At 57.0% G+C, this 221-nt stretch carries 1 rRNA gene; it reads right to left on the bottom strand.

The features are described from left to right. Positions 1-95 (bottom strand): 5S ribosomal RNA (gene rrf, locus RB628_RS42410); the annotation flags it as partial. Positions 96-221: the final 126 nt, after the last annotated feature.

Genomic DNA, 221 nt, shown 5'->3' with positions numbered 1-221 from the left:
CACAGGGTCCCCCCTGCAGTACCATCGGCGCTGTAAGGCTTAGCTTCCGGGTTCGGAATGTAACCGGGCGTTTCCCTCACGCTATGACCACCGAAACACGGTGAAACAACATCAACCGCACCATCCCCGTGACCACAGGGATGGGGTTGTTCGTGGTTTCAGAACCAACACAGTGGACGCGAGCAACTGAGGACAAGCCCTCGGCCTATTAGTACCAGTCA

Origin of the sequence: Streptomyces sp. ADMS (genome assembly GCF_033441795.1) — a bacterium.
Taxonomy (GTDB): Bacteria; Actinomycetota; Actinomycetes; order Streptomycetales; family Streptomycetaceae; genus Streptomyces.
Note: the sequence above shows the minus strand (reverse complement) of the source record. Positions and strands in the feature narration are given on the sequence as shown.